The 15,382-nt window shown below is 66.9% G+C and carries 10 protein-coding genes; 6 read left to right on the top strand and 4 right to left on the bottom strand.

Annotated elements, in window-relative coordinates; genetic code table 11:
* Nucleotides 1–10: 10 nt before the first annotated feature.
* The 3 genes from hutU to hutI are packed head-to-tail and all read right to left on the bottom strand — an operon-like array spanning nucleotide 11 to nucleotide 4,411.
* Nucleotides 11–1,693 (bottom strand): urocanate hydratase, encoded by a 1,683-nt coding sequence (gene hutU / locus C0V75_RS09515; protein WP_101920625.1) that lies wholly within the window; start codon nucleotides 1,691–1,693, stop codon nucleotides 11–13.
* 11 nt (nucleotides 1,694–1,704) lie between these two features.
* The gene (hutH, locus tag C0V75_RS09510) at nucleotides 1,705–3,234 is read right to left on the bottom strand and encodes a histidine ammonia-lyase (RefSeq protein WP_101920624.1); all 1,530 of its coding nucleotides are present in this window, start codon (nucleotides 3,232–3,234) and stop codon (nucleotides 1,705–1,707) included.
* A complete protein-coding gene (gene hutI / locus C0V75_RS09505; protein ID WP_101920623.1) occupies nucleotides 3,224–4,411 on the bottom strand; it encodes an imidazolonepropionase in 1,188 nt (395 codons plus the stop codon). Before hutI ends, hutH begins: the two co-directional genes overlap by 11 nt.
* A 72-nt stretch (nucleotides 4,412–4,483) precedes the next feature.
* Here hutI and C0V75_RS09500 point away from each other — a divergent pair, with 72 nt between their 5' ends.
* Nucleotides 4,484–5,830, top strand: a complete 1,347-nt coding sequence (locus C0V75_RS09500) for a formimidoylglutamate deiminase (protein WP_101920622.1) — start codon at nucleotides 4,484–4,486, stop codon at nucleotides 5,828–5,830.
* Nucleotides 5,830–6,513, top strand: coding sequence for a GntR family transcriptional regulator (locus C0V75_RS09495; protein ID WP_101920621.1), 684 nt, complete (start codon nucleotides 5,830–5,832; stop codon nucleotides 6,511–6,513). The genes C0V75_RS09500 and C0V75_RS09495 overlap by 1 nt, the downstream gene beginning before the upstream one ends.
* Nucleotides 6,514–6,807: 294 nt before the next feature.
* Here C0V75_RS09495 and C0V75_RS09490 read toward each other — a convergent pair whose 3' ends face one another.
* The gene (locus C0V75_RS09490; protein WP_101920620.1) at nucleotides 6,808–7,659 is read right to left on the bottom strand and encodes a LysR family transcriptional regulator; all 852 of its coding nucleotides are present in this window, start codon (nucleotides 7,657–7,659) and stop codon (nucleotides 6,808–6,810) included.
* Between the two features lie 114 nt (nucleotides 7,660–7,773).
* On the opposite strand from C0V75_RS09490, the gene C0V75_RS09485 reads away from it, so the two are divergent.
* From C0V75_RS09485 to C0V75_RS09470, 4 genes are all read left to right on the top strand, one after another.
* Entirely contained in the window at nucleotides 7,774–10,218 is a 2,445-nt protein-coding gene (locus tag C0V75_RS09485; protein ID WP_101920619.1) for an FAD-dependent oxidoreductase, read from the top strand.
* Nucleotides 10,215–11,249, top strand: coding sequence for an alcohol dehydrogenase catalytic domain-containing protein (locus C0V75_RS09480; protein ID WP_101920618.1), 1,035 nt, complete (start codon nucleotides 10,215–10,217; stop codon nucleotides 11,247–11,249). The genes C0V75_RS09485 and C0V75_RS09480 overlap by 4 nt, the downstream gene beginning before the upstream one ends.
* Nucleotides 11,246–13,690 (top strand): FAD-dependent oxidoreductase, encoded by a 2,445-nt coding sequence (locus tag C0V75_RS09475; RefSeq protein WP_101920617.1) that lies wholly within the window; start codon nucleotides 11,246–11,248, stop codon nucleotides 13,688–13,690. Before C0V75_RS09480 ends, C0V75_RS09475 begins: the two co-directional genes overlap by 4 nt.
* A gap of 127 nt (nucleotides 13,691–13,817) precedes the next feature.
* Nucleotides 13,818–15,377 (top strand): trimethylamine methyltransferase family protein, encoded by a 1,560-nt coding sequence (locus C0V75_RS09470; protein WP_101920616.1) that lies wholly within the window; start codon nucleotides 13,818–13,820, stop codon nucleotides 15,375–15,377.
* Nucleotides 15,378–15,382 lie beyond the last annotated feature (5 nt).

Genomic DNA, 15,382 nt, shown 5'->3' with positions numbered 1-15,382 from the left:
CCTTCCTGTTTCAGTTCCCCAGGATGCCGGGCAGGCGCAGATCCATCGCGCGGGCGTGGTCGAGCGCGATGTCATAGCCCGCATCGGCATGGCGCATGACGCCGGTGGCCGGATCGTTCCAGAGCACGTTGTTCAGGCGGCGCGCGGCATCTTCGGTGCCGTCCGCCACGATGACCATGCCGGAATGCTGGCTGAAGCCCATGCCCACGCCGCCGCCGTGATGGAGCGAGACCCAGGTCGCGCCGGAGGCAGTGTTCAGAAGCGCGTTCAGAAGCGGCCAGTCGGAGACGGCGTCGGAGCCGTCCTTCATCGCCTCTGTCTCGCGGTTGGGGGAGGCGACGGAGCCGCTATCGAGATGGTCGCGGCCGATGACGACGGGGGCCTTCAACTCGCCCGATTTCACCATGTCGTTGAACATCAGCCCCGCGCGGTGGCGGTCGCCGAGGCCAATCCAGCAGATGCGGGCGGGCAGGCCCTGAAAGGCGATGCGGTCCTGCGCCATGTCAAGCCAGCGGTGGAGATGGGCGTTTTCCGGGAAGAGCCGCTTCATCGCGCGGTCGGTGGCGTAGATGTCTTCGGGATCGCCGGAGAGGGCGCACCAGCGGAAGGGGCCTACGCCACGGCAGAAGAGGGGGCGGATATAGGCGGGGACGAAGCCGGGGAAGGCGAAGGCGTTTTCGAGCCCCTCATCCTGAGCGACCTGTCTGATATTGTTGCCGTAGTCGAGCGTCGGTACGCCCGCGTTCCAGAAATCCACCATCGCGGCGACATGGGCGCGCATGGAGGCGCGGGCGGCTTTTTCCACCTCTTTCGGGGCGGTTTCCTGTTTCGCGCGCCATTCGGCGGTTGTCCAGCCTGCGGGGCAATAGCCATGCAGGGGATCATGGGCGGAGGTCTGGTCGGTGACGATGTCGGGGCGGGGGCCGCCTGCCTTCATGCGCTGGACCAGTTCGGGGAAAATCTCGGCGGCGTTGCCGAGGAGGCCCACGGATTTTGCTTCGCCTTTCGCCGTCCAGTCGGCGATGAGGGCGAGGGCCTCGTCGAGCGTATGGGCCTTGGCGTCGAGGTAGCGGGTGCGGATGCGGAAGTCGATGCGGGTTTCGTCCACCTCGACGGCGAGGCAGCAGGCCCCGGCCATGACGGCGGCAAGGGGCTGCGCGCCGCCCATGCCGCCGAGGCCGCCGGTAAGGATCCATCTGCCCTTCAGGTCGCCGCCGTAATGCTGGCGGCCGGCCTCGGCGAAGGTTTCGTAGGTGCCTTGGACGATGCCTTGGGTGCCGATGTAGATCCAGGACCCGGCGGTCATCTGGCCATACATGGCGAGGCCCTTCTTATCCAACTCGTTGAAATGGTCCCAGGTCGCCCAATGGGGCACGAGGTTGGAATTGGCGATCAACACGCGGGGCGCGTCCTTGTGGGTGCGGAAGACGCCGACGGGTTTGCCGGATTGCACCAGCAGGGTTTCGTCATCGTTGAGGGTTTTCAGCGTGGCGACGATGCGGTCGAAATCCTCCCATGTGCGGGCCGCGCGGCCGATGCCGCCATAGACCACAAGCTCATGCGGGTTTTCGGCCACGTCCGGGTGCAGGTTGTTCATCAGCATCCGCATCGGTGCCTCTGTCAGCCAGCTTTTGGCGGTGATTTCGGGGCCGGTGGGGGGGTAGATGTCGCGGAGATTGTGACGGGTGTTCATGGGGTTGCCCTTCAGAGCATGGGAAGCGGGAGGGAGGCAGCCTCTGCCAGCGCGCCGGAGGCGACGAGGCGGGCGGCGGTTTCGAGGTCGGGCGCGAGGTAGCGGTCTTCGCCCAGGGTGGCGACCTCGCTGCGCAGGCGGGCGAGGGTCTTTTGCAGCGGTTGCGATGTGGCGAGCGGTGCGCGGAATTCCACGCCCTGGGCGGCGCAGAGCGCCTCCACCCCCAGGATGCGGGAGAGGTTGGCGTTCATTGCGCGCAGGCGGCGGGCGCCATGGGCGGCCATGCTGACATGGTCTTCCTGATTGGCGGAGGTGGGGGTGCTGTCGGTGACGGTGGGATGGGCGAGGTGCTTGTTTTCGCTCATCAGCGCCGCCGTGGTGACTTCGGCGATCATCAGGCCGGAGTTGAGGCCGGGGTTCGGCGTCAGGAAGGGGGGCAGGTCGAAGGAGAGGGTCGGGTCCACCATCAGGGCGACGCGGCGCTGGGCGATGGCGCCGATTTCGCTGATCGCCAGGGCGATCATGTCGGCGGCGAAACCCACGGGTTCGGCGTGGAAATTGCCGCCCGAAACGATCTGGCCGTCGGCCAGCACCAGCGGGTTGTCGGTGGCGGCATTGGCTTCGATTTCAAGGGTTTGCGCGGCCTGACGCAGGACATCCATCGCCGCGCCGGTGACCTGCGGCTGGCAGCGGATGCAGTAGGGATCCTGCACGCGTGTATCGCCTTCGCGGTGGCTTTCGCGGATTTCCGACCCGTCGAGCAGGGCGCGCAGGGTGGCGGCGGCCTCGATCTGCCCGGCATGGCCGCGCAGGGCGTGGATCTGCGGATGGAGGGGGGCGGTGGAGCCCATGATGGCATCGGTGGACAGGGCCGAAATGACAAGTGCGGCCTGCGCATTGCGCCAGGCGTCGAAGAGGCCCGCCAGGGCATAGGCGGTGGAGAATTGCGTGCCGTTGATGAGGGCGAGGCCTTCCTTGGGGCCGAGCGTGACGGGGGAAAGGCCTTTCGCGGCAAGGGCTTCGGTCGCAGGGAGGATCTTGCCGTCCACCTCGGCCTCGCCCGCGCCGATCATCACGGCGGTCATATGGGCGAGGGGGGCGAGATCGCCGGAGGCGCCGACGGAGCCCTGGGCGGGGATAACGGGAGTCACGCCCTGTTCCAGCATGGCTTCGAGGAGGGCGATGACCTCCCACCGCACGCCGGAAGCGCCGCGGCCGAGGGAGAGGAGTTTCAGCGCCATCATCAGTCGGGCGATCGGGCGGGGCATGGGGTCGCCCACGCCGCAGCAATGCGACAGGATCAGGTTGCGCTGGAGGGTGGCGGTGTCCTTGGCCGCGATCTTGAGCGAGGCGAGTTTGCCGAAGCCTGTGTTGACGCCATAGACGGCGGTTTCGCCTGCGGCGGCGGAGGCGATGCGGGCGGCTGCGGCTTCGACCCCGGCGCGGGCCGAAGGGTGCAGGCGGGCAGGACGCTGCGACCGGTAGATATGTTCGATTTGTGTAAGCGTAGTGCCGCCCGGATTGAGGATTTCAGGGGTCAACGCGGCCTCCGATGATTGATTTATGCAAGGCCTCAGCCCCGATCCGGTAGCTGAGTTCGGCTGGATGCGCGAGGTTCCAGAGGCAGAGATCGGCGCGCATGCCCGGGGCGAGCGTGCCGCGATCGGACAGGCCGAGGGCGCGGGCGGCATGGGCGGTGGTGCCGAGCAGCGCCTCTTCCGGGGTCATGCGGAAGAGGGTGCAGGCCATGTTCATGGCCAGGGGCAGCGAGGTCATGGGTGAGGAGCCGGGGTTGCAATCGGTGGCGACGGCCATCGGGACGCTGGCCGCGCGGAGTGTCGCGATGGGCGGGAGATGCGTGTCGCGCAGGGTGTAGAAGGCGCCGGGCAGGATGCCCGCGACGGTGCCCGCATGGGCCATGTCGGCGATGCCTTCGGCGGAGAGATGTTCGAGATGATCCGCCGAAAGCGCGGCGTGGCGGGCGGCGAGTTGCGCGCCGCCCTGGTCGGAAAGCTGTTCGGCGTGGAGCTTGACCCGCAGGCCGAGGGCGCGGGCGGCGGTGAAGAGGCGGTCCACCTGTGCGGGGGTGAAGGCGATGGTTTCGCAGAAGGCATCCACGGCGTCGATCAGGCCTTCGGCATGGGCGGCGCGGAGGGAGGGGATGGCGACGCCTTCGATATAGGCGTCGGGATTTCCCTTGTATTCCGGGGGGATGGCATGGGCGGCGAGGTGGGTGGTGACGATGGTCACGGGGCGGAGTTGCCCAAGGCGGCGGGCGGCGCGGAGCATCTTGAGTTCGTCGGCAACCGTCAGGCCGTAGCCGGATTTGATTTCGACGGTGGTGGTGCCCTGGGCGATCATCGCGTCGAGGCGGGGGAGGGATTGGGCGATGAGGTCATCCTCGGTCGCGGAGCGGGTGGCGGTGACGGTGGAGAGGATGCCGCCGCCCTGACGGGCGATTTCCTCATAGCTGGCGCCTTGCAGGCGAAGCTCGAACTCGGCAGCGCGGTTGCCGGCGAAGACGAGGTGGGTATGGGCGTCGATCAGGCCGGGGGTGAGGAGTTTTCCTTGGAAGTCAATGGTTTCAGCCCGTGGTGCGCTGCTGCGCGGGCCGATCCAGGCGATGCTGTCGCCTTCGATCAGGAGGGCGGCGTCGGGGATCAGGCCATAGCCGCCCCGCATCGTCGCCGCCGTGATCCCGGTCAGGAGAATCGCCATGGCACCTTGCCTTATGTTCGAGGTTGGCGCTATTATGTATATACATATGGACCTGTCAAGCGAGGGACCGAGATGCTGATCCATGCGGAACGCGCATTGCTGCCGGGGGGCTGGGCTTCGGATGTGGGGCTGCGGATCGAGGACGGGCGGATTGCGTCGGTCGGGCCTGCGGCGGGGGGGATGCGGGTCGGATGCCTGCTGCCCGCGCCGGTGAACCTGCATTCGCACATGTTTCAGCGCGCGATGGCAGGGATGACAGAGCGGCGGAGCGCGGGGCAGGACAGTTTCTGGACCTGGCGGAGCCTGATGTATCGCTTTCTGGACCGGTTGACGCCCGAAGATGTGGAGGCGATTGCCGCGCAGGTGATGGTGGAGATGGCCGAGGCCGGGTTCGCCGCCGTGGCGGAGTTCCATTATCTGCATCATCAGCCCGGAGGCGCGCCCTATGCAAACCTCGCAGAAATGTCTGAACGGATCGTCAACGCCGCGGAAGAAACCGGGTTCGGCCTGACGCTGCTGCCGGTGCTGTATCAGCGTGGGGGTTGTGACGGGCGGGCGCTGACCTCGGGTCAGAAGCGCTTTGGCAATGATCCGGAGCGCTTTGCCGCCCTGTGGGAGGGGGCAGCGGCATCGGTGAAACGCGTGCCGGACGGGGTGACGGGGGTGGCGCCGCATTCCCTGCGGGCGGTGGATCGGGCCGGGCTGCGGATGGCGGAGGAGATCGCGCCGGGGGCGCCGATCCATATCCATCTGGCCGAGCAAGTGGCGGAAGTGGAAGAGGTTTCTGCCGCGATGGGGGCGCGGCCTGTCGAATGGCTGCTGGCCAATGCGGCGGTGGATGGGCGGTGGTGCCCGATCCATTGCACGCAGATGACGGAAGGAGAGACGGTGGCGCTGGCACGGTCGGGGGCGGTGGCGGGGCTGTGCCCGATCACCGAGGCCAATCTGGGGGATGGCATCTTCGACGGGGTGCGCTTTGCGGCGGCGGGCGGGCATTGGGGCGTGGGGTCGGATTCCAATGTGCGGATCTCGCTCGCCGAGGAATTGCGGCTGTTTGAATATTCGCAGCGGCTGCGCAACCGGGGGCGGGCGATGCTGGCCGATGGGACGCGGTCCACGGGGCGGGTGCTGTGGGAGGGTTGCGTCGCCGGGGGGGCGATGGCGGCGGGGCGGGCCTCGGGCGCGATTGCCGAGGGGGCGGTGGCGGACCTTGTGGCGCTGGAGATGGGGGCGCTGCATCTGGCGGGGCGGGAGGGGGATGAAATCCTCGATGCCTTTGTTTTTGCGGGGAATGATGCGCTGGTGGCGGAGGTCTGGTCGGCCGGGCGGCATGTGGTGACGGGCGGGCGGCATGTGGCGCGGGAGGCGGTGGAGCGGCGGTTCCGCGCGGTGATGGCGGGCCTGCGGGAGCGGGCGTGATGGGCTGGGAGGGCGTGCGGGACGAGGTGCTGCGCCGCATCCGGGGGCGGGTCTGGGCGCCGGGGGATGTGATTCCGGGGGAAGAGGCGCTGGCGGTGGAGTTCGGCGTGGCGCGGGCGACGGTGAACCGGGCGCTGCGCGATCTGGCGGAGGCGGGGTTGCTGGAGCGGCGGCGGAAGGCGGGGACGCGGGTCGCGCTGCTGCCGGTGCGCAAGGCGACGCTGGAGATTTCCATTATCCGTCAGGAGGTTGAGGCGCGGGGTGAGGTCTATGGTCATCGCGTTCTGGAGCGCCGGATGGAGGCTGTGCCGCTGTCGGTGGCGCTGCGGATGGGGGTGGCGGCGGGGGCGCGGTTGCTGTTTCTGGAGACGCTGCATCTGGCGGGGGGGCGGCCCTTTGCGCATGAGGTGCGCTGGCTGAACATCGCGGTGTTGCCGGGGGGCGTGGTGCCGGATTTCGCGGCGGTCAGCGCCAATGAATGGCTGGTGCAGAATGTGGCCTATGCCACGGGGGATATTGAGTTTTCTGCCGAATTGGCAACGGCGGCGGAGGCGGCGGCGCTGGGGATACGGGCGGGCGATCCGGTCTTTGTGACGGAGCGGGCGACCTGGACGGCGGAGGCGCCGATCACCTTTGTCCGGCTGCTGCACGGGCCGGGATATCGGCTGCGGACCATGGTCTGAGCGGCCCGTCCTGGCTGTGCCGTTTTCCGTGCCGCAAACTGTGCAGCAGACTGTGGCCACGCAGCGCGCGCTGGCGGGGCATTTCGCGCAACGGCGGGGAGGGCCAGGCAGGTGGGTTATGGCGGGGATGTCAGGTCATAGGTGGGGGTTCTGGGTGCCTGGGACCCCGAGGGTGGCAAGGTCGCGGCCCTTCGGGTGAGGTGCCCCGGCGGCGGGGACAGGTGGCAGGTCGCCGGGGGCTGTCTGCCCCCGGACCCCCGAGGATATTTTCAGACAGAAAGTGGAGAAGGCGCCTTACCGGCCCGTGAGGCGGCGCTGGACGATGCGGTGAAGCTTGCGGTGCAGGGGCGTGATGCGGTGGCGCAGATGGACGGCGGCATAGACCGGCTGGCGCAGGACCGGGGCATCCGTCACCTCGCGGAAGCGGCCGGAGGCGAGCATCTGGGTGGCGCTGCGTTCAAGGACATAGCCCGCGCCGCCCATTGCGGTGAGGAGGGAGGCGACGGTGGCGCTTTGGCCGACCGAGACGGGGGCGGAGGCGAATTCGGGCGTCACCTCGCGATGCATGGTTTCGAACATCGGCGAGAAATGGGCGAAGATGAAGGTCTGGGGGTTCACCTCGGCCCGGCGATCCGTGTCGGTCGAGATCATGCGGTAGGTGACTTCGCCCAGTTCCGAGAAATGCAGGTCGGGATGGGGTTTCGGGGCATACATCACCGCGAAGTCGAGGATGCCGGTGAGGACATCGGCGCACATCTGGTTGGAATAGTCGGGTTCGATGTAGAAGGCCGTATCGGGTAGGGCGCGGCGGAAATCGGCGATCCATTCGCCGATATGCTGGGCGGCGAGGTCGTTCTGGATGCCGAGCCGGATCAGATGGGCGGCGCGGTCGGGGACCTGAATCCTCCGCCGCGCCTCGTGCCATTCATGGCGCAGGGCGCGGGCGTGGGGTTCGAAGCGCTTGCCTTCGGTGGTGAGGTCGGTGCCGGCGCGGGAGCGGGTGAAGAGTTTCGCGCCGAGGGACTGTTCCAGCGCCGCGATGCGGGCCGAGACGGTGGATTGGGTGATGCCGAGCCGTTCCGCGCTGCGGTTGAAGCTGCGCGTGTCGCAGAGGTCGAGGAAGGTTTCCAGAAGGTCGATCTGCATGGGCGCGTCTGGGCTGTGCCTAATCGGGTTTTCCGATCAATATGCCGGGTCCGGGCGAATTGAAAGGGGGGCGGCGCGCTGTCATCCTTTCGCGCGGAATGGACGGAGGATGTGATGGCGGATTTTCCCACGAGCGCGCGGGTGGTGATCATTGGCGGGGGCGCGGTGGGGGCGTCGTCGCTCTATCATCTGGCCAGAGCGGGATGGACGGATTGCGTCCTTCTGGAGAAGAACGAGCTGACCGCTGGCAGCACATGGCATGCGGCGGGGAATGTGCCGACCTTTTCGTCGAGCTGGTCGATCATGAACATGCAGCGCTATTCGGCGCAGCTCTATCGCGGTCTGGGCGAGGCCGTGGATTATCCGATGAATTACCATGTGACCGGGTCGGTGCGGCTGGGGCATAGCAAGGAGCGGTTGCAGGAATTCAAGCGCGTGGTGGGGATGGGGCGGTATCAGGGGATGGACCTTGATATCCTTGGCCCCGACGAGATCCGGTCGCGTTACCCTTTCGTCGAGACGCATGACCTGACCGGGGCGCTGTATGACCCTTATGATGGCGATATCGACCCGGCGCAACTGACGCAGGCGCTGGCCAAGGGGGCGCGCCAGATGGGGGCGCGGATCGAGCGGTTCTGCCCGGCGACGGGGGTGCGGCGCGAGGGGGATGAGTGGGTGGTGGAGACGCCGAAGGGCGAGATCCGCTGCGAGATCGTGGTGAACGCCGCCGGCTATTATGCGCGCGAGGTGGCCAAGATGTTCGGCCGCGACCTGCCGATGATGGTGATGAGCCATCAATACATGCTCTTCGACACGATCCCCGAACTGGAAAGCTGGTCGAAAGGGGTGGGGCACAAGCTGCCGCTGCTGCGGGATGTGGATTCCTCCTATTACCTGCGGCAGGAGAAATATGGTTTCAATCTGGGGCCTTATGAGGGGAATTGCCGAGCGCATTGGGACAAGGCCGATGACCCGATGCCGGAGGATTTTTCCTTCCAGTTGTTCCCCGACGATCTGGAGCGGCTGGAATGGCATATCAATGACGCGATGGCGCGGGTGCCGCTGCTGGCGCAGGCGAACCTGACCAAGGTCATCAACGGGCCGATCCCCTATACCCCGGATGGCAACCCATTGATCGGGCCTATGCCCGGCGTGCCCAATGCCTTTGAGGCCTGTGTCTTCACCTTTGGCATCTGTCAGGCGGGGGGCGCGGGCAAGGTGCTGGCGGAATGGGTGACGGAGGGGGCGACGGAATGGGACATGTGGTCCTGCGATCCGCGCCGCTTTACCGGGTTCGAGGACCCGGATTACTGCGTGGCCAAGGGGATGGAAGTCTATGGGCATGAATATGCCATCCATTTCCCGCATCATGTCTGGCCTGTGGGGCGGGGGAAGAAGCTTTCCGCGGTGCATGAGACGGTTGCGGCGATGGGGGCGCAGTTCGGGCCTTACAATGGCTGGGAGCGGGCGCTGTGGTATGCGCGGCCCGGCGATGACACGTCGGAGGCGGCGCAGCGGACCTGGGAGCGGGAAGGGCCCTGGTTCGGCGCGGTGCGCGAGGAATGCCTGGCCGTGCGCGATGCCTGCGGCATCCTTGACCTGCCGGGGTTCAGCCGGTTCCGGGTGCGCGGGGCGGGGACAGTGGACTGGCTCTCGGCGCAGATCACAGGGAAGGTGCCGGGCATCGGGCGGCTGGGTCTGGCCTATTTCGCCGATGAGAAGGGGCGGATCGTCACCGAGATGTCGGTCGCGCGGATCGCGGAGGAGGAGGTGCTGCTGATCACCGCCGCCACGGCGCAGATGCATGACAAGGAATGGCTGCTGTCCACCCTGCCTGCCGGTCTGACGCTGGTGGATGAATCGGCGGAGTGGTCAACGCAGATCCTGACCGGGCCGAAGGCGCGGGAGGTGCTGGCTGCGGCGGGGGCGGAGGCCGATCTGGCGAAGGGCTGGCTGACCTGGCAGGTGGCGCAGCTTGCCGGACGGCCGATCGTCCTGATGCGCGTGAGTTTTGCCGGGGAACTCGGCTGGGAGATCCATAGCCGTGTGGGCGATACGCCTGATGTCTTTGCCGCCGTGCTGGCGGCGGGGCGGCCTTTGGGGCTGCGGCCTTTCGGGATGTTCGCGCTGAATTCCCTGCGGGTGGAGAAAGGGTATCGGGCCTGGAAGGGCGATCTTTCCACCGATTACACCGTCTTGCAGGGCGGGTTGGAGCGGTTCGTGGATTGGGCCAAGCCTGCCTTCCGGGGCAAGGCGGCGCTGGAGGCGGAGAAGCAGCGGGGGGTGACGAAGTGTTTCGTGACCCTGACCGTGGAGGCGGGGGACTGCGATCCGCCCTATATGAGCACGATCTGGCATGACGGTCAGGTCGTGGGCGAGACGACGAGCGGCTATTTCGGGCATCGGGTGGGCAAGGTCGTGGCGCTGGGCATGCTGCGGGCGGAGCTGGCGGTGCCGGGGACGGCGGTCGAGGTGGAGATTTTCGGGGAACGCTATCCGGCGGTGGTCTGCGAGGATGCGCCGCTCTGGGATGCGAAGAACGAGCGTATCCGGGCATGACGATCCCGGCCACCATGTCTGGCGTGCAGTTGATCCGCCATGGCGGGCCGGAGGCGCTGGTCTGGCGTGACGATATCCCCGTGCCGCGTCCGGGAGCGGGCGAGGTGCTGGTGCGTGTGCTGGCGGCGGGCGTCAACATGACCGATATCAACACGCGCGTCGGCTGGTATGGCGGCGAGGGGCGGGCGGCGGGATGGTCGGGGTCGATGGGCTTTCCTCGGATACAGGGCTCTGACCTCTGCGGGCGGATCGTGGCGCTGGGCGACGGGGTTGAGGGATTGGCGCTGGGCGCGCGGGTGATCTGCCCGACGAACCAGCATGAGCCGACGGCCGAAAATCCGATTGCCTTCGTGTCGATCGGATCGGAGTTTGACGGGGCCTTCGCGCAATATTGCCTCGTGAAGGCGCGGCATCTGCATGATGTCAGCGCCTCGCCTTTGTCCGATGTGGAAATCGGGGCGATGCCCTGTGCCTATGGCACGGCGCATAACCTGTTGCACCGGGCGCAAGTGGCGGTGGGGGAGCGGGTGCTGGTGACCGGAGCCTCGGGCGGGGTGGGGCTGGCGGCGGTGCAACTGGCGCTGCTGCGCGGGGCCGAGGTGACCGGGCAGTGCAGCCTGTCGAAATCCGCCCCCCTGCGCGCCATGAACGTGGCGGTGCTGGCGCGTGATGGCGTGCCGCAGGACAAGGCGTTTGACGTGGTGATTGATGTGGTGGGCGGTGACGGCTGGCAGCAGCGGCTGGATGCGCTGCGGCCCGGCGGGCGCTATGCGACGAGCGGGGCGGTGGCGGGGGCGATGGTGCAGGGCGATCTGCGCCGGGTCTATCTGAACGATCTGACGATCTATGGCGCCACCCATCAGCCGCGCGAGGTGTTCGCGGGTCTGGTCACGATCATCAACACCGCGCGCCTTCGGCCCGTGGTATCGAACACCTATCCTCTGCGCGATATCGGGCGCGCGCAGGCCGATCTGGCCGCGGGGCGGTTTCCCGGAAAACTGGTATTGATCCCTTCGGAGACAAAGACATGACCATTCCTGCAAACGCGCGTGCCGTGGTCATCGGGGGCGGCGTGTCGGGCTGTTCGGTGGCCTATCATCTGGCCAAGGCGGGGTGGAAGGACGTGGTGCTGCTGGAACGCAAGCAGTTGACCAGCGGGACGACATGGCATGCGGCGGGGCTGATCGGGCAGTTGCGCGGTTCCGCGAACATGACGCGGTTGGCGAAGTATTCGGCGGATCTGTATGTGAAGCTGGAGGCCGAAACCGGGGTGGCGACGGGGATGCGGCAGGTGGGCAGCATCTCGGTCGCGCTGACGGAGCATCGGCGCGAGGAATTGCTGCGGCAGGCGACGGTGGCGCGCATCTTCGGGGTGGATGTGGCGGAAATCTCGCCGTCGCAGGTGAAGGAGATGTATCCGCATCTGAACGTGTCGGATGTGGTGGGGGCGGTGCATCTGCCGCTGGACGGGCAATGCGACCCGGCGAATATCGCCATGGCGCTGGCCAAGGGCGCGCGGATGCGCGGGGCGGCGATCTTTGAGCATACGAAGGTGACGGGGGTGCGTCAGGCGGGCGGCCGCGTGACCGGGGTGGATTATGTGGGCGCGGATGGGGAGCCTGGGTTCATCGCCGCCGATGTGGTGGTGAATTGCGGGGGGATGTGGGGGCGCGATCTGGCGGCGCAGTCGGGCGTCACGCTGCCGCTGCATGCCTGCGAGCATTTCTATCTGATCACCGAACCGGTGGAGGGGCTGGGCCATCTGCCCGTGCTGCGGGTACCGGATGAATGCGCCTATTACAAATCCGACGCGGGCAAGATGATGATCGGGGCCTTTGAGCCCAAGGCGAAGCCCTGGGGGATGGAGGGCATCCGCGAGGATTTCATGTTCGACACGCTGCCCGAGGATTGGGATCATTTCATGCCCATCCTTGAGCATGCGATGAACCGGATGCCGTTGTTCCAGACATCGGGGATTCATACGTTTTTCAACGGGCCGGAGAGTTTCACGCCGGATGACCGCTATTATCTGGGCGAGGCGCCGGAATTGCGGGGCTATTGGATTGCGGCCGGGTATAACTCGGTCGGGATTGCCGGGTCGGGCGGCGCGGGGATGGCGCTGGCCTCGTGGATCACGGAAGGGGAGCCGCCCTTTGATCTTTGGGAGGTGGATATCCGCCGGGCGCAGCCGTTCCAGCGGAACCGGGCTTACCTCAAGGAGCGGGTGAGCGAGACGCTGGGGCTCTTGTATGCGGACCATTTCCCCTATCGGCAGGTGGTGACGAGCCGCGGGGTGCGGCGGACGCCGCTGCATGAGCATCTGAAGGCGCGGGGCGCGGTGTTTGGCGAGGTGGCCGGATGGGAGCGGGCGAACTGGTTCGCGCGTCCGGGGCAGGAGCGTGAATATCGCTATTCCTGGAAGCGGCAGAACTGGTTCGAGAACCAGAAGGCCGAGCATCTGGCCGTGCGGGAGGGGGTCGGGTTCTTCGACATGACGTCCTTCGGGAAGATCCGGGTGGAGGGGCGGGATGCGGCTGCCTTCCTGAACCGGGTCTGTTCGGCGGAGGTGGATGTGGCGCCGGGGCGCATTGTCTATACGATGTTCCTGAATGACCGGGGCGGGATCGAGGCCGACCTGACGGTGACGCGGCTGTCGGAGACGGCCTATCTGCTGGTGGTGCCGGGGGCGACGCTTCAGCGCAATCTGGCGCATCTGCGGCGCTGTCTGGGGGAGGAATTCGTCACCATCACCGACATGACGGCGGCGGAAAGCGTGCTCTGCGTCATGGGGCCGAAGGCGCGCGATCTGATGGCGCGGGTTTCCCCCGACGATTTTTCCAATGCGGGCCATCCTTTCGGGACGGCGCGGGAGATCGAGGTGGGGATGGGTTTGGCCCGCGCGCATCGGGTCACTTACGTGGGCGAGCTGGGCTGGGAGCTTTATGTGAGTTCCGACCAGACGGCGCATGTCTTCGAGGCGCTGGAGGCGGCGGGCGAGGGTCTGGGCTTCACGCTGTGCGGGTTGCACACGCTGGACAGTTGCCGGATCGAGAAGGCCTATCGCCATTGGGGCCATGACATCACCGATGAGGATCATGTGCTGGAGGCGGGTCTGGGCTTTACCGTGTCGAAGAAGAAGCCGGATTTCATGGGGCGCGAGGCGGTGCTGCGGAAGGCGGAGGCGGGGCTGTCGCGCCGGATGGTGCAGTTCCGGATGGAAGACCCCGAGGTGATGCTGTTCCACAACGAGGCGATCGTGCGGGATGGCAAGATCGTGGGGCCGGTGACGAGCGGGAATTACGGGCATTTCCTCGGCGGGGCGATCGGCATGGGCTATGTGCCTTGCGCGGGCGAGAGCGAGGAAGAGGTGCTGGGATCGGCCTATGAGATCGAGGTGGCGGGTGTTCGGCATCGGGCGGTGGCCTCGCTGGTGCCGATGCATGACCCGAAATCGGAGCGGGTGCGGATGTGAGACGTTGCGCGGGTGGAACCCCCGGGGGGCCGTCTGCCCCCCGGACCCCCCGAGGATATTTTTGGACAGAAAGTGAGGGCTTGCGTGGCGTTGGCGCCGGGCGGGCCCTGCCAAGGGAGAACGGGCGATGAGCGATATTGGCGAGGTGTGCGAACCGACGCGGCGGGCTTCCGGGCGATCCGGGGGCCGGTCGGCGCGGGTGGCGCTGCGGGCGGCCCCTCTGGCCGAGAATGTGCGGCCGGTCCGGGGCGGGATGCCGGGGGGGCAGTACAAGCCCCTGACGGAAGCCGGGATGGCGAAGATCCATGCCTCGGCCCTTGAGGCGCTGGAGGTGATCGGGCTGAGCCAGGCGCCGAAATCGGGGGTGGAGATCATGACCGCCGCCGGGGCAATCCAGGGGGATGACGGGCGGCTGCGCTTCCCCCGCGCGCTGGTGGAGGACATGCTGGCGGTGGCGGCGCGGGACATCACGCTTTATGCGCGCGACCCCAAGCATGACCTGCATCTGACCGGGACGAATGTGCATTTCGGCACGGCGGGGGCGGCGGTGCATATCGTGGACCCGATCACGCTGGACTATCGGGAGTCGACGGCGCAGGACCTGTATGACGGGGCGCGGCTGGTCGATAACCTCGACAACATCCATTTCTATCAGCGCACCATGGTCTGCCGCGATGTGGTGGACAACAGGGAGATGGACCTGAACACGCTTTATGCCTGCCTTGCGGGCACGAAGAAGCATGTGGGGACATCCTTCAGCGATCCGTCCCATGTCGCGGATTGTTTTGACATGCTTTATATGGTGGCGGGTGGCGAGGAGAAGTGGCTGGAGCGGCCATTTGTCAGCAATTCCAACTGCTTCGTCGTGCCGCCGATGAAGTTTGCGGAAGAGTCCTGCATCACGATGGAGGATTGCATCCGGCGGGGCATGCCCATGCTGCTGCTGTCGGCGGGGCAGGCGGGGGCGACGGCGCCTGCGCCCATCGCCCTGACCATCGTGCAGGCGGTGGCAGAGTGCCTTGCCGGGGTCGTCTATGTGAACGCGATCAAGAAGGGGGCGCCGGCGATCTTTGGCACCTGGCCCTTTGTCAGCGACCTGCGGACCGGGGCGATGAGCGGCGGGTCGGCGGAACAGGCGCTGCTGACGGCGGGCTGCGCGCAGATGCACCGTTTCTATGACCTGCCGGGGGGCGCTGCCTCGGGCATCTCCGACTCGAAGCTTCCCGACATGCAGGCCGGGTGGGAGCAGGGGATCACCAATTCGCTGGCCGGTCTGGCGGGGCTGAACATGTGCTATGAGGCGGTGGGGATGCATGCCTCGCTGCTGGGCTTCTGTCTGGAGAGCCTCGTTCTTGGCGATGACCTGCTGGGGCAGGCGATGCGGCTGGTGCGGGGGATCGACGTGACGGAGGACAGCACCTCCATCGAGGCGATGAAGGAGGTCTGTCTGGGCGGGCCGGGGCATTACCTCGGGTCGGAGCAGACGCTGAGCCTGATGCAGACGGAATATATCTATCCCAATGTGGGCAACCGGATGAGCCCCAAGGAATGGAACGAGGCCGGGAAACCCTTGTTGCTGGACACCGCGATCCGGCGCAAGAATGAGATTCTGGCGAAGGCGGGCTGCCGGGTGGAGCCCGAGGTCGATGCCGCGATCAGGGCGCGGTTCAACATCTATTTCCGGTGAGGATC

This window comes from Tabrizicola sp. TH137 (assembly GCF_002855575.1).
Classification (GTDB): Bacteria; Pseudomonadota; Alphaproteobacteria; order Rhodobacterales; family Rhodobacteraceae; genus Paragemmobacter.
Note: the sequence above shows the minus strand (reverse complement) of the source record. Positions and strands in the feature narration are given on the sequence as shown.

Excerpts from the sequence above, each read along its gene's own strand:
- hutU (WP_101920625.1), bottom strand. The coding sequence starts at position 1,693 with ATGAACACCCGTCACAATCTCCGCGACATCTACCCCCCCACCGGCCCC.
- hutI (WP_101920623.1), bottom strand. The coding sequence starts at position 4,411 with ATGGCGATTCTCCTGACCGGGATCACGGCGGCGACGATGCGGGGCGGC.
- C0V75_RS09500 (WP_101920622.1), top strand. The coding sequence starts at position 4,484 with ATGCTGATCCATGCGGAACGCGCATTGCTGCCGGGGGGCTGGGCTTCG.
- C0V75_RS09495 (WP_101920621.1), top strand. The coding sequence starts at position 5,830 with ATGGGCTGGGAGGGCGTGCGGGACGAGGTGCTGCGCCGCATCCGGGGG.
- C0V75_RS09490 (WP_101920620.1), bottom strand. The coding sequence starts at position 7,659 with ATGCAGATCGACCTTCTGGAAACCTTCCTCGACCTCTGCGACACGCGC.
- C0V75_RS09485 (WP_101920619.1), top strand. The coding sequence starts at position 7,774 with ATGGCGGATTTTCCCACGAGCGCGCGGGTGGTGATCATTGGCGGGGGC.
- C0V75_RS09480 (WP_101920618.1), top strand. The coding sequence starts at position 10,215 with ATGACGATCCCGGCCACCATGTCTGGCGTGCAGTTGATCCGCCATGGC.
- C0V75_RS09475 (WP_101920617.1), top strand. The coding sequence starts at position 11,246 with ATGACCATTCCTGCAAACGCGCGTGCCGTGGTCATCGGGGGCGGCGTG.
- C0V75_RS09470 (WP_101920616.1), top strand. The coding sequence starts at position 13,818 with ATGAGCGATATTGGCGAGGTGTGCGAACCGACGCGGCGGGCTTCCGGG.